The organism is Streptomyces sp. NPDC006134 (genome assembly GCF_040628835.1).
GTDB lineage: Bacteria > Actinomycetota > Actinomycetes > Streptomycetales > Streptomycetaceae > Streptomyces.
In genome coordinates this window covers 1-21,299 of the sequence record NZ_JBEXTV010000016.1, presented here as the reverse complement: position 1 = coordinate 21,299, position 21,299 = coordinate 1, and the positions used below count along the sequence as shown (strand labels likewise).

19 protein-coding genes are annotated in these 21,299 nt (G+C 73.0%); 13 read left to right on the top strand and 6 right to left on the bottom strand.

Annotation, left to right across the window (positions count from 1 at the left end; all coding sequences use genetic code 11):
- The first annotated feature begins 206 nt into the window (after positions 1-206).
- Both ABZ340_RS12980 and ABZ340_RS12975 read left to right on the top strand, forming a co-directional pair.
- Positions 207-410, top strand: a complete 204-nt coding sequence (locus ABZ340_RS12980; protein WP_358781815.1) for a hypothetical protein — start codon at positions 207-209, stop codon at positions 408-410.
- A gap of 64 nt (positions 411-474) precedes the next feature.
- On the top strand, positions 475-1,176 hold the full coding sequence (locus tag ABZ340_RS12975; protein WP_358781814.1) for a DUF4191 domain-containing protein: 702 nt from the start codon (positions 475-477) through the stop codon (positions 1,174-1,176).
- 83 nt (positions 1,177-1,259) lie between these two features.
- Here the strand turns inward: ABZ340_RS12975 and ABZ340_RS12970 are convergent, their stop codons facing one another.
- Entirely contained in the window at positions 1,260-1,727 is a 468-nt protein-coding gene (locus ABZ340_RS12970; protein WP_358781813.1) for an RDD family protein, read from the bottom strand.
- Between the two features lie 231 nt (positions 1,728-1,958).
- Here ABZ340_RS12970 and glnA point away from each other — a divergent pair, with 231 nt between their 5' ends.
- Both glnA and ABZ340_RS12960 read left to right on the top strand, forming a co-directional pair.
- Positions 1,959-3,368, top strand: a complete 1,410-nt coding sequence (glnA, locus tag ABZ340_RS12965) for a type I glutamate--ammonia ligase (protein WP_029382274.1) — start codon at positions 1,959-1,961, stop codon at positions 3,366-3,368.
- 166 nt (positions 3,369-3,534) lie between these two features.
- The gene (locus tag ABZ340_RS12960; protein ID WP_358781812.1) at positions 3,535-3,792 is read left to right on the top strand and encodes a hypothetical protein; all 258 of its coding nucleotides are present in this window, start codon (positions 3,535-3,537) and stop codon (positions 3,790-3,792) included.
- 73 nt (positions 3,793-3,865) lie between these two features.
- On the opposite strand, the gene ABZ340_RS12955 is transcribed toward ABZ340_RS12960, so the two are convergent.
- Positions 3,866-4,180 (bottom strand): hypothetical protein, encoded by a 315-nt coding sequence (locus tag ABZ340_RS12955; protein WP_358781811.1) that lies wholly within the window; start codon positions 4,178-4,180, stop codon positions 3,866-3,868.
- A 189-nt stretch (positions 4,181-4,369) separates the two neighbouring features.
- Here ABZ340_RS12955 and ABZ340_RS12950 point away from each other — a divergent pair, with 189 nt between their 5' ends.
- Entirely contained in the window at positions 4,370-4,729 is a 360-nt protein-coding gene (locus tag ABZ340_RS12950; protein WP_358781810.1) for an arsenate reductase family protein, read from the top strand.
- 56 nt (positions 4,730-4,785) lie between these two features.
- On the opposite strand, the gene ABZ340_RS12945 is transcribed toward ABZ340_RS12950, so the two are convergent.
- A complete protein-coding gene (locus tag ABZ340_RS12945) occupies positions 4,786-5,676 on the bottom strand; it encodes an alpha/beta hydrolase (RefSeq protein ID WP_358781809.1) in 891 nt (296 codons plus the stop codon).
- A 147-nt stretch (positions 5,677-5,823) separates the two neighbouring features.
- Between ABZ340_RS12945 and ABZ340_RS12940 the strand changes: the two genes are divergently transcribed.
- The 8 genes from ABZ340_RS12940 to ABZ340_RS12905 all read left to right on the top strand — a co-directional run bounded on the left by ABZ340_RS12940 (position 5,824) and on the right by ABZ340_RS12905 (position 13,762).
- Positions 5,824-6,252: a MarR family transcriptional regulator gene (locus ABZ340_RS12940; protein WP_358781912.1), complete on the top strand. Its 429-nt coding sequence runs from the start codon at positions 5,824-5,826 to the stop codon at positions 6,250-6,252.
- 303 nt (positions 6,253-6,555) lie between these two features.
- Positions 6,556-7,587: a glutamine synthetase gene (glnII, locus tag ABZ340_RS12935; RefSeq protein WP_358781808.1), complete on the top strand. Its 1,032-nt coding sequence runs from the start codon at positions 6,556-6,558 to the stop codon at positions 7,585-7,587.
- Between the two features lie 185 nt (positions 7,588-7,772).
- Positions 7,773-7,895, top strand: a complete 123-nt coding sequence (locus ABZ340_RS12930) for a hypothetical protein (protein ID WP_358781807.1) — start codon at positions 7,773-7,775, stop codon at positions 7,893-7,895.
- 174 nt (positions 7,896-8,069) lie between these two features.
- Complete coding sequence (locus ABZ340_RS12925) at positions 8,070-8,666, top strand: winged helix-turn-helix domain-containing protein (protein WP_358781806.1); 597 nt, start codon at positions 8,070-8,072, stop codon at positions 8,664-8,666.
- A 59-nt stretch (positions 8,667-8,725) separates the two neighbouring features.
- Complete coding sequence (locus ABZ340_RS12920; protein WP_358781805.1) at positions 8,726-9,745, top strand: SDR family oxidoreductase; 1,020 nt, start codon at positions 8,726-8,728, stop codon at positions 9,743-9,745.
- Positions 9,746-10,081: 336 nt separating this feature from the next.
- Positions 10,082-10,606, top strand: a complete 525-nt coding sequence (locus tag ABZ340_RS12915; RefSeq protein ID WP_358781804.1) for a tetratricopeptide repeat protein — start codon at positions 10,082-10,084, stop codon at positions 10,604-10,606.
- A gap of 50 nt (positions 10,607-10,656) precedes the next feature.
- Positions 10,657-12,576, top strand: coding sequence for a hypothetical protein (locus ABZ340_RS12910; RefSeq protein WP_358781803.1), 1,920 nt, complete (start codon positions 10,657-10,659; stop codon positions 12,574-12,576).
- Between the two features lie 469 nt (positions 12,577-13,045).
- Complete coding sequence (locus tag ABZ340_RS12905) at positions 13,046-13,762, top strand: TetR/AcrR family transcriptional regulator (protein ID WP_358781802.1); 717 nt, start codon at positions 13,046-13,048, stop codon at positions 13,760-13,762.
- Between the two features lie 15 nt (positions 13,763-13,777).
- Here the strand turns inward: ABZ340_RS12905 and ABZ340_RS12900 are convergent, their stop codons facing one another.
- The 3 genes from ABZ340_RS12900 to ABZ340_RS12890 all read right to left on the bottom strand — a co-directional run bounded on the left by ABZ340_RS12900 (position 13,778) and on the right by ABZ340_RS12890 (position 21,095).
- Complete coding sequence (locus tag ABZ340_RS12900) at positions 13,778-14,140, bottom strand: 5-carboxymethyl-2-hydroxymuconate Delta-isomerase (RefSeq protein WP_358781801.1); 363 nt, start codon at positions 14,138-14,140, stop codon at positions 13,778-13,780.
- A 53-nt stretch (positions 14,141-14,193) separates the two neighbouring features.
- A complete protein-coding gene (pulA, locus tag ABZ340_RS12895) occupies positions 14,194-19,593 on the bottom strand; it encodes a pullulanase-type alpha-1,6-glucosidase (RefSeq protein WP_358781800.1) in 5,400 nt (1,799 codons plus the stop codon).
- Between the two features lie 131 nt (positions 19,594-19,724).
- A complete protein-coding gene (locus ABZ340_RS12890) occupies positions 19,725-21,095 on the bottom strand; it encodes an alpha-amylase family protein (protein ID WP_358781799.1) in 1,371 nt (456 codons plus the stop codon).
- Positions 21,096-21,299 lie beyond the last annotated feature (204 nt).

Sequence of the window (21,299 nt, the reverse complement as noted above, 5' to 3'; positions counted from 1 at the left end):
CTGACCGGTAGTGGCCGGTACGGCGCGGTCCTGACCGTCCTCGCAGATGAGGGCACCCGTCAGGGCCGCGCCGTCGTTCGGCGCCCGCCCGCCGGGGCTTCACGGCCGTTTGACCGGTCGGTCATGCCCTGGTAACACCAATCAGTGACCCTGGCATCACGCCACGTGCACCCATACCCAGTGCCGTACCGAGGGGGACCATCACGATGCAGGCCGCGCCCGTCCGCGCCACCGCGATCCCGTCGTTCACCACCGCCCTGCGGGCCGTCGAGTCGCTGCTCATGGGCGGCGGCCAGCGCACCGCCCGCCGCAACGCCTGGACGTCCGTCCTGGAGGACCGCCGCCGCGCCAAGGACCGGTTCGAGGCGGAGCGGGTCCTCCAGCAGGCACTCGCCGCCCGCCGCTCCTGACCCCTGACCGTCCCGCCGGGCACTGCCGTCGTCGGCGCCGCGGGGGCCACGTAGACTTCGTGGCATGGCGAGGAAGGACAACGCGGCGGAGACTGCGAACCCCGGGCGACTGAAGCAGATCGCCCTGACCTACAAGATGACCCGCAGGGCCGACAAGAAGATCGGTCTTGTACTCGCGGCTGTCGGCATCATCACCTTCGGTGTCCTCCTCGCGATCGGTTTCTTGATCGGTCACCCCATCTATCTCGGCATCCTGGGCCTGCTGCTCGCCTTCCTCGCGACGGCGATCGTGTTCGGGCGCCGGGCCGAGCGGGCGGCCTTCGGGCAGATGGAGGGACAGCCGGGCGCCGCCGCGGCCGTGCTCGACAACATCGGCCGGGGCTGGACGACGACCCCTGCGGTGGCGATGAACCGCAACCAGGACGTGGTGCACCGCGCGGTCGGCAAGGCCGGCATCGTGCTGGTCGCCGAGGGCAACCCGAACCGGGTGAAGTCCCTGCTCGCCGCCGAGAAGAAGAAGATGAACCGGATCGTCGCCGACGTCCCCGTCCACGACCTGATCGTGGGGACCGGCGAGGGCCAGGTGGAGCTGAAGAAGCTGCGCACCACCATGCTCAAGCTGCCGCGCGTCCTGACCGGCCCGCAGGTCACCGCGACCAACGACCGGCTGCGCGCGCTGGGCGACCTGATGAGCAACATGCCGCTGCCGAAGGGCCCCATGCCCAAGGGCATGCGCCTGCCGAAGGGCGGGCCGAGGGGCCGCTGACCCCGTTGTACCGCTGTACGGCGAAGGGGCACCCGGAGAGATCCGGGTGCCCCTTCGCCGTACAGCGGGGCGGGGTGCGGGGATCAGATCCGCACCTCGACCGTGCGCGCCAGCCGGTCGTGCAGGCCGCGGCCGTCGCGGTCCCAGATCAGGGCGGGGACCGCCAGGCACAGCAGGACCGAGCGCAGCAGGGCGCGCAGCGGGTTGATCCGGCCGGTGCCGAGCTCGACCACCCGCAGGCCGAGCAGGCGCTTGCCCGGGGTGAAGCCGAGGGTGCCGACGGTCAGGACGCTCAGGACGAAGAAGATGAGCAGCGCCCAGTTGGACGTCTCCTGGCCGTAGCCGTCCGTGATGAGGCCGTATGCGATCAAGAGGCACAGGGCCCAGTCGACGGCCAGCGCGCCGATCCGCCGCCCGGGACGGGCGATCGAGCCGGGCCCCTCCTCCGGCAGACCGAGTTCCCGGCCCCGGTAGCCGAAGTCGGCACCGGCGTCCTCCATGGCCGCGCGCGGCCCGGACAGCCATGATCCGATTGCTTGCCTCTTGTCCACCCGTACACGGTACTGCGCCCGGATATGACCGGGGCGGCGAGGGGTACGCCGGAGCTACTGTGGGAGTGTCCGGAAGGGTCCGCGGCAGGGGCCCGGTTAACTTCTGCGAAACAAACGGGTCACGCCCGAGAAATCACCCGTCCCTAGGGTCGAGCCCAGCGTGTGCCACCCGCACTGGCCGCACGAACGATCTACCACCCCGGCGGCACGGTCGGGAGTAGGAGGAGCTGGATGTTCCAGAACGCCGACGAGGCCAAGAAGTTCATCGCGGACGAGGACGTCAAGTTCATCGATGTCCGCTTCTGCGACCTCCCGGGCGTCATGCAGCACTTCACGGTGCCCGCCGAGGCGTTCGACCCGGACGAGGAGCTCGCCTTCGACGGGTCCTCGATCCGCGGTTTCCAGGCCATTCACGAGTCCGACATGGCGCTGCGCGCGGACCTGTCGACCGCCCGGGTCGACCCGTTCCGCCGGGACAAGACGCTCAACGTCAATTTCTTCATCCACGACCCGATCACGGGCGAGCAGTACTCCCGCGACCCGCGGAACGTGGCGAAGAAGGCCGAGGCGTACCTGGCGTCGACCGGTATCGCGGACACCGCCTACTTCGGTCCCGAGGCCGAGTTCTACGTCTTCGACTCCGTGCGCTTCGCCACCAGCGCGAACGAGTCCTTCTACCACATCGACTCCGAGGCGGGTGCCTGGAACACCGGTGCCGTGGAGGACAACCGCGGGTACAAGGTCCGCTACAAGGGCGGCTACTTCCCGGTCCCGCCGGTCGACCACTTCGCCGACCTGCGCGCGGAGATCTCCCTGGAGCTGGAGCGGGCCGGCCTGAAGGTCGAGCGCCAGCACCACGAGGTGGGCACCGCCGGCCAGGCGGAGATCAACTACAAGTTCAACACGCTGCTCGCCGCCGCCGACGACCTCCAGCTCTTCAAGTACATCGTGAAGAACGTGGCGTGGAAGAACGGCAAGACGGCGACCTTCATGCCGAAGCCGATCTTCGGCGACAACGGTTCGGGCATGCACGTCCACCAGTCGCTGTGGAGCAACGGCGAGCCGCTCTTCTACGACGAGCAGGGCTACGCCGGCCTGTCCGACACCGCCCGCTACTACATCGGCGGCATCCTCAAGCACGCCCCGTCGCTGCTGGCCTTCACCAACCCGACGGTGAACTCCTACCACCGCCTGGTGCCGGGCTTCGAGGCGCCGGTGAACCTGGTGTACTCGCAGCGCAACCGCTCCGCCGCGATGCGCATCCCGATCACCGGCTCCAACCCGAAGGCCAAGCGCGTCGAGTTCCGCGCCCCGGACGCCTCCGGCAACCCGTACCTGGCCTTCTCGGCGCTGCTGCTGGCCGGCCTGGACGGCATCAAGAACAAGATCGAGCCGGCCGAGCCGATCGACAAGGACCTCTACGAGCTGGCTCCCGAGGAGCACGCCAACGTCGCGCAGGTCCCGACCTCCCTCGGCGCCGTCCTCGACCGCCTGGAGGCCGACCACGAGTTCCTCCTCCAGGGCGACGTGTTCACGCCGGACCTGATCGAGACGTGGATCGACTTCAAGCGCGCGAACGAGATCGCCCCGCTGCAGCTGCGTCCGCACCCGCACGAGTTCGAGCTGTACTTCGACGTGTGATCGGCGCCGATCGGGCGTCCGTCCGGCGCCCGGTCGACGCGTGAGCCGTCCGGCGGCCCCCTCTCCCGCTTCCCGGGACGGGGGCCGCTGTCGTGTGCACGGAAACCTTGCTTTCCTGGTTTACTAACACGGCTGTTCGATCCAGGGGACGGGGAAAGGGATCGTCATGTCCGAACAGGACGACTGGGAGCGGGAGTTCGACCTCAAGTGGGCCGACGGGGCCGAGCACAAGGAGCCCTCGGCGCGGGCCCGGATGCTCGCCGCGCGGTGGAAGCACAACCCGCCCGGCCCGGTGCCGTTCCGCGCCGATCCGGAGCCGGTGCGGGGGCGCCGGTCGTCGTGGGTGTCCACGGCGGTAGTCCTCGGGTGCGTGGCCGCGGTCATCCTGCTGCTGGGGTACATCAACTTCCGGGCGCCCTACTAGGCCGCGGAACGGCGGTGCCGGGCACCCCGCGGTCGCGCGGGGTGCCCGGCACCGGTCGTACGGCCGGCGGGCCTCAGCGGCTGTAGCGCATCAGGGCCCGGACCATGCGGCAGGTGGTGTCGGACGGCGGGTGGACGCCGATGAGCCGCGCGGCCTCCCGTATGGTCTCGTCGCGGGCCTGGTCCGGCAGGTAGACGCCGGAGTCGAGCAGGGCGATGGCGAGCCGCATCGCCTTGAGCCGGCGGTTGTGCGTGATGTACCACTCGCGCGGGCGGCCCGCCGGCAGCGGGCGCTTCATCACGGGCGCGTACGGCAGGTCGAGCTGGACGGGGCGCTGGGCGGTCGACTGGGTGGGCAACGGCTTGGACTTCACGGCGGCAGCGGGCACGGGCATCCTCCTGTCGCGGCCGGGGCACCGCCCGGACGACCCCGGCGACACCCTCGAACACTGCTTCAATTTTACGGCCCGGCACTGACAATCGCCCCTGGCCACAAGGGCTTTCGGGGCTGCGGTGACGGGAGGGGAGAACGGGTTTTCCGCGCCTCGCGAAAGCCCCGGCGGACGTACTGTGGGCCCATGGAGATCTGGATCAACCCGGCCTGTTCGAAGTGCCGCAGCGCCCTCACCCTGCTCGACGCCGAGGGCGCCGACTACACCGTCCGCCGCTATCTGGAGGACGTGCCGAGCGAGGACGAGATCCGCGGCGTCCTCGCCCGCCTCGGTCTCGAACCGTGGGACATCACCCGCACGCAGGAGGCCGCCGCCAAGGAGCTCGGCCTGAAGGACTGGCCCCGCGACGAGGCGTCCCGCGACCGCTGGGTCAAGGCCCTCGCCAAGCACCCGAAGCTGATCCAGCGCCCCATCATCACGGCGGACGACGGCACGGCGGTCGTCGCCCGGACGGACGAGGCGGTGCGCGAGGCACTGTCCCGCTGACGGACGGCGGCACCCTTCCCTGCGGCGGAATCCCGGCGGAGAGGGCGCGGTGGGGTTCAGTCCCCGGCGCCGAGGAAGGCGGCGAGGCGGTGGCCCAGCCCGGCGGGTGCGGCGTGCGGCAGCGCGTGGTGGGAGACGCCCGGCAGGACGTCGGTCTCCACGCGCGGCAGCACGGCCTCGGCCCGGGCCGCCACCTCCCGCGCGTCGTGGACCCGGCCGGCACCGGCCAGGAGCAGCAGGACCGGCACGTCCAGGCGGCGCAGCGCGTCCGGCGCCGGGCGCGGGCCGGTCACCGGCCGCGGGGAGGGGAAGCCGGCGGCCGCCTCCTGGAGCCGGAGCCAGTCGGGGTCGAGGGGGATGCCCGCGGTCTCCCACTCCAGGAAGGCGCGGACGCGGCGGGGCGTGGGCCGCAGCAGCATCGGCAGGGCGTGCAGCAGGTAGGCCGCTCCGAACCCGGCGAAGCACCCGGTCGGGTCCAGGAGGATCAGGCGGCGTACCCGGGCGGGTGCGCGCAGGGCGTACTGCAGGGCGATCCAGGCGCCGTAGGAGTGCCCTGCCAGGCCAGCCCCGGTGAGGCCCAGGCCGTCGAGCAGCGCGTCCAGCCAGGCCGCCAGGTCGGCGGCCGTACGGGGGTGTCGGCCGTCGGCAGGCGTGCTGCGGCCCGGGGCGCCGATCAAGTCGACGGCGTACAGGCGGTGGGTGCGGGACAGGGCGGCGGCCTGGGCGTACCAGGAGGCGGAGGTCGCTCCCCCGCCGCCCGGCAGCAGGACGAGCGGGGGGCCGTCGGCCGAGCCGCACAGGTTCACGTGGGTGGCGCCGAAGGGCGTGGGCACCGTCACGGCCGCACGCCGTCCGGGCCACCGGGCCATGAGGGTGTCGTACGCGGCCCGGAAGCCGTCGGCGTCGTAAGCGCCGCAGGCACCGGCGCGGGCCTGCGTGGACGGCATGAGCGACTCCCTATTATCTCGTTGAGCGAGATTTTCGTTGAGCGAGATGATAGCGGGAGGCGGCGCCCCATGGCGGAACACAGGCCCGACGGGGTCCCGGAGGCCGCGGAACTCGGGCCCGACGGGGCCCCGGAGGCGGGGACCGAGATGGAGATCGTCCACCTGCTGCGCGCGGTGACCGTCGAACTCGGCGCGCACAGCGCCCGGTTCGCGCGCCGCGCCGGCCTGCACCCGACCGACGTGCGCGCCCTGATCGTCCTCATGGACGCCTCCCGCGCGGGCGAGGAGACGACCGCCGGCCGGCTCGGTGCCGCGCTCGGGCTGAACTCGGCGGGGACGACGGCCCTGGTGGACCGCCTGGAGCGGGCCGGCCATGTGCGCCGGGTGCGCGGCGAGCGGGACCGGCGCCGGGTCGTCGTCGAGGTGGACGAACGGGCGGTCGCCCTCGGCTGGTCCCACTTCGGCCCGCTGATCGGCCGGGCGGTGGAGCTGCTGCGCCGGTACGACGCACGGGAGCGGGCCGCGATCAAGGACTTCCTCACCGGGGTGCGGGACGCGGCGGCCGGGGCGGAGTGACGCCCCCGGCCTGCCGCCCCTTCGTCCGCTCCCCCTTCGTCCGCTCCCCCTTCGTCCGCTCCCCCCTTCGTCCGCTCCCCCCCTCCCCCGCTCTCCCTTCGGCCGGTGCCGCGCGACCGCCGTCCTCGCGTCGTGAGGTGGGCCACACCACCCCCAGGTAACACGGGGTTCACATTCGGGCAATGGCCGGGAAACCCCCTGTTGACAGGCTGCCGGGCAGTTGAGGCGGCGCCCCGGTGCCGCAGCGCCGCGGCATCCGCGAGTGCGTGAGCGCGCGAGACCCACCCGAAGGAAGAGGCACCCGTGACCTTCAAGGCCGAGTACATCTGGATCGACGGCACCGCGCCGACGGCCAAGCTCCGTTCCAAGACGAAGATCATCGCGGGTGCCCCCGCCGGCCTGGACGCGCTGCCGCTGTGGGGCTTCGACGGGTCCTCCACCAACCAGGCCGAGGGCAACTCCTCGGACTGCGTGCTGAAGCCGGTCTTCTCCTGCCCCGACCCGATCCGCGGCGGCGACGACATCCTGGTGCTGTGCGAGGTCCTCGACACCGACCTGACCCCACACCCGAGCAACACCCGCGCCGAGCTGGCCGAGGTCGCCGAGCGGTTCGCCGCGCAGGAGCCGATCTTCGGCATCGAGCAGGAGTACACCTTCTTCAAGGACGGCCACCCGCTCGGCTTCCCCAAGGGCGGCTTCCCGGCCCCGCAGGGCGGCTACTACTGCGGTGTCGGCTCCGACGAGATCTTCGGCCGCGACGTCGTCGAGGCCCACCTCGACAACTGCCTGAAGGCGGGCCTGGACATCTCCGGCATCAACGCCGAGGTCATGCCGGGCCAGTGGGAGTTCCAGGTCGGCCCGCTCGCCCCGCTGGAGGTCGCCGACCAGCTGTGGGTGGCCCGCTGGCTGCTCTACCGCACCGCCGAGGACTACGGCGTCGCCGCCACCCTCGACCCCAAGCCGGTCAAGGGCGACTGGAACGGCGCCGGCGCGCACACCAACTTCTCCACCAAGGCCATGCGCGAGGGCTACGACGCGATCATCACCGCCTGCGAGTCGCTCGGCGAGGGCTCCAAGCCGCTGGACCACGTCAAGAACTACGGCGCCGGCATCGACGACCGCCTGACGGGCCTGCACGAGACCGCCCCGTGGAACGAGTACTCCTACGGCGTCTCCGACCGCGGCGCCTCGGTCCGCATCCCGTGGCAGGTCGAGAAGGACGGCAAGGGCTACATCGAGGACCGCCGTCCCAACGCCAACGTCGACCCGTACGTGGTGACCCGCCTGCTCGTCGACACCTGCTGCACGGCGCTGGAGAAGGCCGGCCAGGTCTGATCCGTCCGGCCCGGTCAGCCAGGTCCGTCCGGCCCGTTCCGGTCCGTTCGCTTCCGTGTGAGGGGCGCCCACCGCCGAGGTGGGCGCCCCTCACGCGTGCGGGCGGCGCCGGTTTTCGGACAGGCGTGCGTCCACGCAGTGAGAGCGGGGTCCTGCCGGGCCCCGCCGTCTGCTTCAATGGGGCCATGGCCAGCCTCCAGAACCTCACCACGCCGGGTCGCCATGACCTCGAGCCGTTCTGGCCTTCCCGTCAGCACCACGACTTCGACCGGGTGTGTTGCCGCGCGACGAACGCGCCGGCCCTCTGACAGCCGTACAACCGGCACCAGCCGCACACTCGGCACCGGCCGTATGTCCGGCACCAGCCGTTCATCCGGCCTCCGGCCCGCGCGCACCGCGTACGTCCTCCCCGGCGAGCCCGCCACGATCCGGCGGCCGCCGGCCTCTTCGACGAACCCCTCGCGCGAAAGAGCTGACCTCTCATGGCGACCACCCGTTCCCTGACCACCGCCACGCTCCCCTCCACCCCCGCCCCGGCGGCGAACGGCCCGCGGCACCGGCTGCGTTCCGTCGGCCGGGACGAGGCCGTCACCGTCGCCGACCTGCTGCCGCCCGGCGCCACCTGGCTGCCCGCGCCCCCGCACACCCTGCCCGCACTGCCGGGGCAGCCGCCGATGGTCGGCTACCTGGTGCTGGTCCCCGCCGACCAGCAGCCGCCATTCCCGGCGCCAGTGCCGGTGCCGGTGCCGGACCGTGCGCGGCCCGGCGGGGCCGAGCCCGGCGCGGACCCGCTGATCCGCGTCGACACCGCGCACCGCACCGCGGTGGTCGACGGACGCGAACTCGACCTGACCTACCTGGAGTTCGAGCTGCTCGCGCATCTCGTCGCGCAGCCGCACCGGGTGCACACCCGGGACCAGCTGGTCACCACCGTATGGGGGTACGGCCACGTCGGTGACGGCCGCACCGTCGACGTCCACGTCGCCCGGCTGCGCCGCAAGCTGGGCGCCGAGCACCGGCGCGCGATCCAGACCGTGCGGCGGGTGGGGTACAAGTACGTGCCCCCGGCCGGTCGTTGACCTCTGCCGTCGGCAGAGACCCGTTCCGCCCCGGCGCCGCGTCCGCCAGGATCGGCGGCATGAGACTGCTGATGCTGGGCGGCACCGAGTTCGTGGGACGGGCCGTCGCGGAGGCCGCGCTGCGCCGCGGCTGGGACGTGACCGTCTTCCACCGGGGGCGGCACGCTCCCCCGCCCGGGGCGCGGTCGCTGCACGGCGACCGCACCGCGCCGGACGGGCTCGCCGCCCTGGCCGACGGGGCGTGGGACGCCGTCGTCGACACCTGGTCGGCGGCGCCTTGTGCGGTGCGGGACACGGCGCGGCTGCTGCGGGGCCGCGCCGGGCGGTACGTGTACGTCTCCAGCTGCTCGGTGTACGCCTGGCCGCCGGCCGCCGGGTACACCGAACAGGCGCCGCTGGTGACGGGCGCCTCCCCGGACGCCGGGCAGAGCGACTACGCCCGGGACAAGCGGGGCGGCGAGCTGGCCGTACGGGACGCCTTCGGCGCGGACGCCTCGCTGCTGGTGCGGGCCGGGCTGATCCTCGGGCCGTACGAGAACGTCGGCCGGCTGCCGTGGTGGCTGGCCCGGGCGGCGCGCGGCGGCCCGGTGCTCGCGCCGGGTCCGCGGGACCTGCCCCTTCAGTTCATCGACGTACGGGACCTGGCCGCCTGGGTCCTCGGGGCCGTGGAGCAGGGGCTGAGCGGCCCGTACAACCTGGCCGGGCCGCAGGGGCACACCACGACGGAGGAACTCCTGCGGGCCTGCGTGCGGGTCACGGGCGGGGCGGCCGAGCTGCGCTGGACGGCCCCCGAGGTGATCGCGGCGGCCGGTGTCGAGCCGTGGACGCAGCTTCCGGTGTGGGTGCCGCCGGGCAGCGACCTGCACGGCGCCCTGCACGGCGCGGACGTCTCCCGCGCCCTGGCGGCCGGCCTGTGCTGCCGGCCCGCCGCCGAGACCGTCGCCGGCACCTGGGCCTGGCTGGAGAGCCTGGGCGGCACGGCGCCCCTGCGGCCGGACCGGCCGCCGGCCGGGCTCGACCCAAAGACCGAGGCGAAGGTGCTCGCCGCCGGGGACGTACCTGGCCAGGGGTGTACCTGACACCACCCCCTGAGCGGGGCCCGGCCCAGTGGCTCCGGGGCCGCCCCTCCACGAGGCTGTCGCCGTCGCAGACCTCGCCACGCGGCCCGGCACCGGAGGAGCCCCCATGAGACCACGGACACGAGCGGTGGCGCCGGCGGCCGTGCGAGGGCTCGCGGGAGGGCCGAACACCCGCGGGACGGCTTCCGCGCGGACGAGGAGCCGCCTCGCTCCCGCCGGGCACCCCCCGGCGCCCGCCACGCGCTCCGCCCCGCCCCCCCCTCCGGCACCTCCGCGGAACGGCCCGCGCCCGAAATACCGGTGCCGCCGCCCCTGCGCCCGTGCGAAGGTGTCCCGGTGAACGACGAACATGCCGGCCGGACCTGGGACGACCGCGTGGCCGCCGCCTGGGCCGCCTTCGACACCTACGGCGAGGACCGCGCGGCGGAGTTCCGCGCGGTGATCGACGCGCTCGCCGACGAGCTGCCCGGGGACAGCCCGCTCGGCCTGTTCGAGCGGGCCTGCGCCTGGGACTCGACGGGCCACTCGGACAAGGCCGTTCCCCTGTACCGGCGGGCGCTGGCGCGCGGGCTGGGCGACGTCAGCGGCTACAAGGGCCGCCGGGCGAAGATCCAGCTGTCCAGCTCGCTGCGGAACATCGGCCGGCCCGAGGAGGGCGTCGAACTGCTCACGCCCGAACTGGACGCCCCGTCCGACGAGTTGGACGACGCCGTACGGGCCACGCTCGCGCTGTGCCTGGCGAGTCTCGGGCGCGAGCGCGAGGGGCTGTCCCTCGTCCTGGGCGCCCTCGCCCGCCACCTGCCGCGCTACCAGCGGTCGATGGCGAACTACGCCCGGCTGCTCGTGGAGCCGCAGGCGTGACGCCCTGTGCCGCCAGGTGACCATCGGCCGGTCCGCTCGTTCTGCTGGGCGTGCAGCCACAGGATGTCGCCCCGCGCCCCGCACCGTCCGCCACCGCCCCGGCCGTCGACGTCGAACAGGCCGAGGCCGCGCTCGTCGAGCACTACCCGCGGCTGGTCCGGCTCGCCTATCTGGTCCTGCCGCCGGGCCTGGGCCGCAGCCGCCGCGTCCTGACCGCGCACGCCCTCACCCAGCGCGCGCTGCCCCGCAGCCGCACCGAGACGCCCGTCATCCCGTCCCAGGCGGCCGGGCGCGAGACCGACCCGGGCTACGCCTGCCTGCGCCTGCGGGTGCTGCGTACGGCGCTGGAGGCGGGCCTGCCGCTGCGGCGCCGGGCGTGGCCCAGGCGGTCCCAGCTGCCGCCGCTGCTGCCCCAGGTGTGGGGCCTGAAGCTCTTCCCCCGCTCCGGCGGTGCCGACGAACTCGCCCTGGACCAGCGGCTGTCCGCCCTGTCCGGGCCCGGCCGGGCCGCGTACGCGCTGCGCGGCCTGGAGAAGCTGCCCGACGGCGACGTCCGCAGGACGCTCGCCGCGGCGGGCGTCACCGACGTGGACGCCGCGCTGGGCGAGGCGGACACGGTCCCCGGCCCGTACACCCTGCTGGACTCCTCCGAGTTCGACCCCTGCTCGCTGGTGGCCCGGCCGACCGACCTGATGCGGCGCCGGCAGCACGGGAAGGCCGCGCTGGTCGCGGGGGCGGCCCTGGTCGTGTGCGGGGCGCTGCTCGGCCTGCCCGGCGGCGGCTGGGGCCCCGACGGCGCCGCCGCCCCGCCGTACGCGCGCAACCCCGCGGCCCAGGCCGCCCTCGACCCCGGCAGGCTGATCAAGATCGCCCCCAGTGCCTGGCGGACCTCCCCCCGCACCGACTTCTCCGTGTGGCCGGCCCGCGGCGACCTCACCGGCGACCGTGCCCTGCTGCGCCGCGCCCTCGCGGTGTGGGCCCGCCCCGGCGAGGCCGTGCGGGTCTCGGCGACGCCGGGCACGGCGACCGGCGGCCCGGCCGGCCCGCCGCAGCTGCTGTACGCCGGGAACGTCGACGACGCGCGCGTGGTGATCCTCTACGACGGTCTGCGCCTGGTCCGGTACGCCGAGCCGCGCAAGGGCACGGCGGGCGCGGCCCTGGACCTCGCGCGGGCCGACGGCGCGCGCCGGGCCGAGGCGGGCGCGGTGGTCCTCGGCCGCGGCGACGGCAACGTCCGCTATCTGACGGCGCCCTGGGTGACGGAGGCCGCCGAGCGGGACCTGACCGAGCCGGGGTCCGGTGCGATGGACCTGCCCCTGACCGACGGGGTGACCTCGCCGCTGGCCAGCCCCGTCCAGCGGGAGGGGGCGTGCACGTCGTGGAACGTGCTCCAGTTGACCGACGGCTCCACCACGCGCCTGATGACCGACCTCGGGGAACTGGTACCCGCCCGCCTGACCACCGGGCGGCCGGGCTCGGCCCGGGAGGCGTCCGGCGCGAAGGAGCTGCGCACCTGGGCGCCGTACGCCTGCTCGCTGGGCGCGGTGCGCGGGCAGGGCGTGCGGGCGGTGAACGCCTGGGAGTTCGCCGAGCAGGAGCTGCCCGAGGAGGGCGGGGAGGCGCAGTGGGTGTGCACGCGGGCCGAGACCTGGCGGGGCCGCGGGGCGCGGGTGCTGGCCCAGTTCCGCACGCCGGGCGGCCGGTACGGGGCGGTGGCGGCCAAGGCCGGGGACGTACCGGCGTGCGGCGCACGCGATCCGCACGTGCTGGCCGGGGTGCTGTGGAAGTCGGAGGAGGGGGACTGGTACCTGCTGGCCGCCGGCAGCCGTGACACGGAGTCGGTCAGGGCGACGGGCGGGATCGACGCCTCCTCGGACGGCAACCTGCTGACGGCGCGGGCGGAGCGGGGGGCGCAGGCGGAGCTGAAGGGCACCCTGGAGGACGGGCGGACGGTCGGCGGGCTGCGGTGAGGCGAGCCCTTTGCCGCCCGCGCCGGAAACCCGCCGGCCGACACCGGCGTTGACGTCGGCGTCGGCGTCGAGTCTTCGTCCTGCGGCTTCATGGCGGCGGGAGCACGCCGCACAGGGAATGTTTCACGCCACGCACGGACCCTGGTGACGACGGGGAGTTCGAGGCGGAACCGCGGCGCGGCGGGCGTACGGGGACGGTCGCGGCGGGCCGGAGCGCGCCCGCCGCGGTCCGTGCCGAGCCGCCGGATACGCCGTACTCCTGCGGGCGGGGCTGGTGCGGGACCCGTCAACAGCGGGCGCCGGGAGGGGAGATCGGCCATCGGGGCGAGCTGCCGGCCGACGTGGAGCTGTCCGGCTCCCCGCTCGTCCGCGTTTCGCGCGCGCGAGTGGCCGGCTGGTGCCGGTCCTGTGAACGCCCATGTCCGGTCGGGCCGGTTCCGAGGCCGGAATCGATCGGTAAGGTGTTCGTATGACTACCGGGGTACGCCGCCGCATGGGCGTCGAGGAGCGGCGGCAGCAGTTGATCGGCATCGCGCTGGACCTGTTCAGCCGCCGCTCGCCCGACGAGGTCTCCATCGACGAGATAGCGTCGGCCGCGGGCATCTCGCGCCCGCTCGTCTACCACTACTTCCCCGGCAAACTCAGCCTCTACGAGGCCGCGCTCAAGCGCGCCGCGGAGGATCTGGCGGGCCGGTTCGCGGAGCCGCACGACGGGCCGCTGGGAACGCGGCTGCTGCGGGTGACGGGCCGCTTCTTCGACTTCGTCGACGAGCACGGCCCCGGCTTCGCGGCGCTCATGCGCGGCGGCCCGGCGGTCCCCGCGGGCACCGCCTGCTCCTTCGGCACCGCCTCGGCGACGTGCGCGCTCATCGACTCCGTACGGCAGGCCGCGTACGCCGAGCTGCTGTCGCACCTGGGGGTGACGGATCCGCCGGCGCGGCTGGAGCTGGTCGTCCGCTCGTGGATCTCGCTGGCCGAGTCGACGGCGCTGATCTGGCTGGACGGCCGGCGCGTCCCGCGCGCCGAACTGGAGGTCCAGCTCGTGCACGACCTGGCCGCGCTGCTGGCGGTGAGCGCCGCCCACGACCCGGAGATGGGCGCGCTGCTGCGCCGCGTCCTCGCGGACGAGCCGGCCGACGGCCCCTTCCGGGACCTGTCCGCCCGGCTCGCCGCGCTGGTCTCCTAGACGGCTCCCGGGCTCCTAGCCCTCCGTCTCGAACTTCCGGTAGGACGGGTCGAGTTCGCGCACCTCGGCGGAGGCGTGCAGGGCGAGGCCGCCAGCCGGCTTGACGTACTGCCGCAGCAGTTCCAGCACGGCCTCGGTGAGCCGGGCCTTGGTCTCCTCGGTGCGGCCCGCGAGCAGCCCCAGGGTGACGTGCACGACGGCGTGCCCCTCGGTGTCCGGGCCGACCGTGGTGTCCTCGGTGCGGCGGAACTGCGTCTTGCACGCGGGCGGCCTGGCCGCCGCGATGTCGACCACGGTGGTGTGCAGGGCCCGCGCGAACGCGGGCCGGTCGAAGTCGTCCGCCAGTTCGGCGGAGTAGTCGACGGTGATCTGCGGCATGAGCCCTCCTGTTCGTGAACAGCAGGGCTCACCCTAACCGTGCGAGGCGGAGCTCAGCCGACCCGGGAGAACACCGCGACCGTGCGCGCCGGGACGGTGAACGTGCCCGTCCGCGCCGCGTACGCCGCCTCCTTCACCACCGGGTCCGCGCCCGACGCCTGCACCGGGTGCAGGCGGTAGCCGGTCCCGGCGAGCGCGGCGAGGCGCTGGGTCTGCCGCTGCGGGGTGGCGTTGAAGACGACGACCAGGTCACCGAGGCGCATGGTGATCACGCCGGGTGTCTCGCCGGGGCCGGACAGCGGGAAGGAGAGGCGGGACTGGACCTGTCCGGCGGTGGCGAGGGAGAAGTCCTTCTCGCTCGTCCGGATCCTCAGCAGGTCCCGGTAGGCCGCCGAGGCGCCCTCGATCTGGGGGCAGCCGACCCGCACGGTGGTGAGCAGGGGCTTGGCGTACGGCCACTTGTCCTTGTTGTCGGCGGCCGGCGGCAGGCCCCGGCCGAAGCCGTTGCCGTCTTGGCAGTCCCAGTGGATGGCGTTGAACCAGTCGCCGCTGTCGTAGGAGTTGCGGTCCAGCGACTTGGAGCGCAGCAGGTCGGTGCCGGCCTGGGAGAGGGCCGGGCCCTGGGAGAGGGCGGCCGTCGCCAGGGCGAGGACCTGCATGCGGGCCCGGTCGTCGGCGGTCACGGTGGCGGGCAGTTTGAAGGCGAGCGCGTCGAAGAGGGTCTCGTTGTCGTGCGCGTCGGCGTAGGCGAGGGCGTCGCCGGGGGCCTCGGCGTATCCGGCGGGGGCGCCGTTGTAGTCGACCTGGGCGCCGGTGACCTTCTTGCCGCCGGTGTCGGTGAAGGTGTAGCCGGCGAGGTTGCCGGAGAGCCCGACCTTGATCAGGTCCTGGTAGTGCAGGAGGCGGGCCCTCTGCTCGGCCGGGGTGCCGTTGGCCTTCGAGGTGTTGGGCTCGGTGTACAGGCCGGAGGCGAAGCCCTGGACGCCGGGGTCGGCGTCGAAGGGGCCGCCGCCGCGCACGGCGTCGCGGGCGCGGTCGGAGAAGGTGGCGATGCCGGTGCCGGCCATGTTCTTCTGCGTGGCCTGGACGAAGCGGGCGTCGTCGGCGACCTCGCCGAAGTTCCAGCCCTCGCCGTACAGGATGATCGCCTTGCCGTCGACGCCGTCCTTCTCCATGGTCAGCGCGTCGAGGGCCTTCCTGACCGCAAGGATGTTGGCCTTCGGGTGGTGGCCCATGAGGTCGAAGCGGAAGCCGTCGACCTTGTACTGCCTGGCCCAGGTGACGACCGAGTCGACGACCAGCTTGCCCATCATGGCGTTCTCGGGGGCGGTGTTGGCGCAGCAGGTGCTGTTCGCGACCGAGCCGTCGGCCAGCAGCCGCTGGTAGTAGCCGGGGACGATCCGGTCCAGGACGGAGGTGTCCGCCTGGCCGCTGGCGGCGGTGTGGTTGTAGACGACGTCCATGACGACCCGCAGGCCGTCCTCGTTGAGCGCCTTGACCATCTTGCGGAACTCGACCGTGCGGGCGGTGCCGTCCGGGTCGGTGGCGTAGGAACCCTCGGGGACCGTGTAGTGGTACGGGTCGTAGCCCCAGTTGTAGGCGTCCTTCGCCGCCGCCTTCGCCACGCACTCCTGCTGCCGGTCGGAGTCGGCGGGGAGCGCGGCGAGGTCGCAGTCGACGCCGGCCTGGCCGGACTTCCGCTCGGGGATGGTGGCGATGTCGAAGGCGGGCAGCAGATGGACGTACGAGGTGCCCGCCTGGGCGAGCTTCCTCAGGTGCCGGCTGCCGTCGCTGTCCTTGTCGGTGAAGGCCAGGTAGGTGCCCGGGTGCCGCGCCGTGCGGTCCTCGACGGAGAAGTCGCGGATGTGCAGCTCCTGGATCCGGGCGTCCCGCAGGGGTACGGCCCTCGGCTTGTCGTACGTCGTCCAGCCGCTCGGCGCGAGGGCCTTGTCGGCGAGGTCGACGACGAGGCTCCGCTTCGAGTCGGCGGTGAGGGCGACGGCGTACGGGTCGGTGACCTTGTTGGTGACGACCTCGCGGGCGCCGGGCGCCCAGACCTCCACGACGTACCGGTACGGCTTGCCCTTCCAGGACTTCGGGCCGGTGACGGACCAGACGCCGGTGGAGTCGTCCCGGCGCATCGGTACGTGCCGGCCGTCCAGTTCCAGGGAGAGGCTCTGGGCGGTGGGGGCCCAGACGGACAGGGTGGGGCGGCCGTCGCGGAACGTCGGGCCGAGGTCGGCGCCGGTGGCGTCGTACAGGTCGTCCAGCGCGCCGGCGATCTGCACGCCGGTCGCCGCGAGCACGGCGCCGTTGGCCGCCGTATGGGTGGCGACGACCTGGCCGCGCAGGGCCTCCCGGACCCGGTCGCGGTCGCGCGGGTCGACGGCGTAGGCGGCGTACTCCTTCAGGTGCGGGTGCTGCGTCTTCTGGGCGTCGGTCAGGGAGGTCTTCACCAGCCGCAGCCGGCGCTCGTCCGTGCTGGTCAGGACGCCGTTCTCGGCCTTGATGGAGCCGGTGCGGGAGTAACGGAGCTGGGTGGAGGCGGCGCCCTCGGAGCCGTTCCAGGCGACGGTGTCCCGGTCGATCCAGACGGCCTTGGCGGTGGTCGGGTCGACGGCGGCGGCGGAGCCCGCCGGCTGCGGCAGCAGGTACTTCTCCTCGCCGCTCACCAGCCACACCTCGTGGCCGGTCGCCCTGAGATCCAGGGACTGGTCGGTGGGCAGGTCCTTCTCGTCGCCCTTGTGCACGATGTAGCCGAGACCGGTGGCACCCGCCGTGAGCGGCACCTCGAAGACCGCGCCGTAGGAGTCGGTCCTCACCGGGGCGAGGGGCTTCGACCAGTCGGTGGGCTCGGCGGCGCCGCCCCACACGTGCAGGCCCCAGCCGTCGTAGTTCCCGTCGGCGCGGTGGTAGTGCAGGACGGCCTTGCTCGTGTCCTGCGCCGGGTACTCGGGCCGCTCGGTCGTGACGGTCTCCTTCCCCTGCTCGATCCACACCTCGCCGGTCTTCGTGACGTCGATGGCGCGGTCGGCGGCGACGTCCTTGTTCCCGTTCTTGTCGATTACCAGGAAGCCGACGTTCGAGGCGCCCGGCTTCAGCTTGACATAGGCGAAGGCGCCGTAAGCGTCCCGGCCGGTGAACGGGTGGCTCCCCGGCCATTCGGTGGCCTCGCCGTCGGCGAGGTCGCCCCAGGCGTACAGGCCCCAGTCGCCGTAGTTCCCGTCGGCGCGCTGGTAATGGACGATCGCGTAGTCGCGGGAGGCGGCGGTGGGGGGCTGCTCGGCGGGCGGGGTGCCCGTGGTGGAGGCGGCGGTGGCGCTCGCGGTGCGGCCGGCCGCGTCGACGACGACCGCCTTGTAGCGCAGGGCGGTGCCGGCGGGCACGTCCTCGCCGATGGTGTGGGTGACCTTGTAGGGGGCGTGGTCGGCGGTACCGAGCGTCCGCCACGTGCCGTCGCCGGTCTGGGCGGCGAAGACGACGCGGTTCAGCCCGCCCCCGTCGACGTCCGCGGTCAGCTCGACGGTGCCGGTGGCGCCGGGGGCGGGGGCCTTCAGGGTGAGCGCCGGTGCGGCGGCGGGCTTCCCGATGCGGCCCGTGGCCTTGAGGACGATCGCCGATCCCGCCGGGACGGTCACGGTGATCTTCTTGTCGGCGCCGGAGCGGGCCGTGGCGCCGGTGCCGTACAGGCCCCGGAAGGCCATGCCCGCCGACTCGGTCGCGAAGGCCGCCTTCCTCGCCTCGTCCGCGTTGTTGAAGGCGACGACGTACTCGGTGCCGGACGCCGCATCGACGCGGGAGAAGGCGTAGACGCCGGGGCCGTCGGCCGCGTACCGCTCGGTCTGGACTCCGTCGGCGAGCGCCGGGTGGGCCTTGCGGAGCTTGGCGAGAGCACTGATCTGCTCGTAGAGCGGTGCTCGCGGATCGTAGGCGTCCTCGGCGTGGGTGCGGTCGGTGCCGAGCTGGTCGTCGTCGAGGTAGTCGGCCGTGCGGGAGGCGAACATCGGCTGGCGGGCGTCCTTGTCGCCGCCCGCGCCGGTGAAGCCCTGCTCGTCGCCGTAGTAGACGACCGGGTTGCCGCGGCTGAGGAACATCAGCTCGTTGGCCAGCTTCGCCTTGCGCAGCAGCTCGGCGTCGCCCGCGCCCGGGTCGTCCTGCTTCAGGAAGGTCCCGATGCGGCCCATGTCGTGGTTGCCGAGGAAGGTGACCTGTCCGTAGGCGTTGGCCTTGTCGGTCGTGTACTTGTAGTCGTCGCCGAAGACGGACGCGAGCTTCTTCGCGCTGCCGCCCTGGGAGGCGTAGGCGCGGGCCGCGTCCTGGAAGGGGAAGTCGAGGGTGGCGTCGAGGCGGCCCCGGGTGACGTAGGGGGCGGTGACGTTCGTGTCGGCGGAGTAGACCTCGCCGAACATGAAGAAGTCGTCCCGGCCCCGCTTCGCCGCGTAGGCGTCCAGGGCGGTGGCCCACTGGGTCCAGAACTCCATGTTGACGTGTTTGACGGTGTCGATACGGAAGCCGTCGATGCCGAAGTCCCGCACCCAGCGCTGGTAGATGCGCTCCATGCCCTTCACGACCTCGGGCCGCTCGGTCCACAGGTCGTCCAGGCCGTTGAAGTCGCCGTACGTGGCCGACTCGCCGGCCCAGGTCGAGTCGCCCCGGTTGTGGTACATCGCCGGGTCGTTGAGCCAGGACGGCACCTTGAGGTTCTTCTTGTCGGCGGGCACGACCGGGGTGCGCGGGAAGGAGCCGGTGCCGACCTCGGGGAACTTCCGGGAGCCGTCCGCGTAGTCGGCGTCGTCGAAGGGCTTCCCGTCCTCGGTCAGGTAGGGGAAGGCGCCCTTGGAGAGGTAGTCGTAGGACTTCTCCTCGTAGCCGACGACGTCGGCGGTGTGGTTGGTGATGACGTCGAAGAAGACCTTCATGCCCTTGGCGTGCGCCTTGGAGACGAGGTTCTTCAGGTCCTCGTTGGTGCCGAAGTGCGGGTCGACCTGGGTGAAGTCGGTGATCCAGTACCCGTGGTACCCGGCGGAGGCGTCTGCCCCGGCGCCCTGCACGGGCTGGTTCTCGAAGATCGGCGCCATCCAGAGGGCGGTGGTGCCCAGGCCCTTGATGTAGTCGAGCTTCTCCGTCAGGCCCTTGAGGTCGCCGCCCTGGTAGAAGCCCTTGTCGGCGGGGTCGTACCCGGTCGCGAGCCGGGAGCCGGTCAGGCCCCCCTCGTCGTTGCCGGTGTCACCGTTGGCGAAACGATCCGGCAGGACGAAGTAGAACTGCTCGCGGGTGGCGTCGTGCCGGGCGGGCTCGGCGGCGAGCCGCGCGTCCGGCGGAGGCGGCGGGGTGGCGGCGCGGGCCGTGAGCGGCTGGACGAGTACGACGGCCAAGGCGGCGGCGGTGACGGCCGCGATCCGTCTCGCGTGCGGGGTGCGGCGCGTCGGCGGCGCCGGCCTTCTGGGTGTCACGGGCGTGAACTCCTTGCGCTTGCGGCTCATTCGGGTCCGACCCCGGCGTGACGGTAACCGCCACGCAAGGCTTACAGCAAGGGTCGTGAAAGTAACGGAAAAGAATTTCACGACCCTTGCCGCGGCGGAGGTCAGCAGCTCGGCTTGCCCGCGTACACGGCGAGGGCCGTGTTGCCGCCGAGCGTCGCCGTGAGCTGCCCGGAGCCGTTCACGGTCACCGTCCTGCCGCCCTGCACGTCGCAGTACGTGCCGGCGGGCAGGGACGTCTGGTAGGTGCGGGTCAGCGCGCCGGACTCGTGGTTGAGGGCCACGAAGCCCTTGCTCCCCCGCCCGAACGCGATGGCGTCGCCGCCGTTGTCCCACCAGTTCGTGACCGCCTCGCCCCGGGTGGCGTTGCGGAAGGCCACCATGGACCGGATCTCCGGCCAGGCGTGCTGGCACTTCCAGCCGTCCTGCCAGCAGGCGTTCACCCGGCCCCCGTTCGGCGGCCCCGCGTCGTGGTCGGAGAACTCGTAGCCGGAGTGGACGTCGGGCGCCCCGTACGGCCAGGCCAGCATGAAGACGTTGGCCAGGGTGTAGTTCGCGCCGTCCTTGTAGCTGAGGGTGGAGCCGTTGCGCTCGGTGTCGTGGTTGTCGACGAAGACGCCGGCCGATCCGCTGCCCAGGTAGCCCCAGCCTTCGCCGTAGTTCTTCAGGTAGGCGAGGTTCTCGCTGTTGAAGACGCGCTTGAGGTCGTAGGCGTACCGGAACTCCTGCACGTCGCCGTTGCCGGTGTACTCGCCCGGCTGGACGGCCTCGCCGGCGCCGTGGATGACCTCCTGCTTCCAGTAGACGGACGGGTTGGACAGGCGGGACTTGACGTTCGCCAGGTCGGCGGCCGGGATGTGCTTGGCCGCGTCGACGCGGAAGCCGTCGACGCCGAGGGAGAGCAGGTCGTTCAGGTACCCGGCGATGGTCCTGCGGACGTACTCCTCACCGGTGTCGAGGTCGGCGAGGCCGACCAGCTCGCAGTTCTGAACGTTGCCGCGGTCGCGGTAGTCGGTGATCTGCGCGGTGCAGTCGTCGAAGTCGTACGAGGAGTACAGCCCGGGGTAGCCGTACTTCGTGTACGGCGAGCCGCCGGTGCCGGTGCCGCTGCCCGCCGACATGTGGTTGACCACCGCGTCGACGACGACCTTCACGCCGGCCGCGTGGCAGGTGTTCACCATGGTCCGGAAGGCGGTGCGGTCGCCGAGCCGGCCCGCGATCCTGTAGCTGACGGGCTGGTACGACGTCCACCACTGCGCGCCCTGTATGTGCTCGGCGGGCGGGGAGACCTGGACGTAGCCGTAGCCGGCGGGGCCGAGGGTGTTCGTGCACTCCCGGGCGACGGAGGCGAAGTCCCACTCGAACAGGACGGCGGTGACGTCCTTGGTGCCGGGCGGGGACGCCTCGGCTACGGACGAGGACATGACAAGGGCGGCCGCGAGGGCGACGGCCCCGGAAAGGGTTCTGCGCACCATATGGGGTGTCCTTCTTCGTTGAAGGTTCTTGCTGCAAGGTTGCTGAAACCTTGCGGTGACGCAGATGTTAAAGGTTCATTCGCCGAAGAGGCAGTGGTCGGGCAGAAGTTGCGGTGCCCCGGGGAGCCGGAGCTCCCCGGGGGGCAGCGACCGCGCGCCCCGCCGCGTGGGGGCCCCCCCCGGGGCGGGTGTACCCCCCCCCCA